1 protein-coding gene is annotated in these 578 nt (G+C 43.4%); it reads right to left on the reverse strand.

What is annotated here, in order from left to right; translation table 11 throughout:
* The coding region (locus tag ACFIKU_RS10250; RefSeq protein WP_375657446.1) for a baseplate J/gp47 family protein at window positions 1-578 on the reverse strand (578 nt) is incomplete at both ends.

A 578-nucleotide genomic window follows, 5' to 3' on the forward strand; every position in this document is an offset into this window, starting at 1 on the left:
CCAAACATCTGCTTCTAAATCCAGCACTTTTTTAACAGCAGCGTGAACAATGATTGTATCATTGGTCATGATGATATTTTTTTTGTGAAGAGCTTCTGAAACTGTTTGTATGAGATCTTCAGAGGCCGTTCCTTCTTCATTGTTGCCAAAAAGAGCAACATAGATGGTTGGGTCTTTGCCTTTCCGGTAAACAATCGCATCCTTAACACGACTATCGGCTGTTAAGGCTATAAGCTTGTAATAGGGCTCTGTCCCGCTCCCATTGCCACCACGAGCATGAAGCTCTATGCGTTCACGATATCTCTCATCACTTTCACCCTCCATGCGGGCAAGACCATGCCAGTTTCCCAAAGCGTCAAGAGATTCACCGGTTGCAAAATCAAGAATGTTGTTGCGTGCTGCTTCGTTAATACGCTGTCTTAAAAGCAACTCTCGATAGCTAAAAGCCTCAATGACTTTTACAGCCGGATCACTTTCAAGAATGGTATATTCCGGCAAAAGCTCTTTTAAATGGGCAAGAGCAGCAGCGCGTATTTCCTCAAAAGAAAGTTCTGTGATGATTTCGGGTTTTGCAAGCA

It is taken from the genome of Bartonella sp. CM120XJJH (genome assembly GCF_042194715.1).
Lineage (GTDB): Bacteria > Pseudomonadota > Alphaproteobacteria > Rhizobiales > Rhizobiaceae > Bartonella.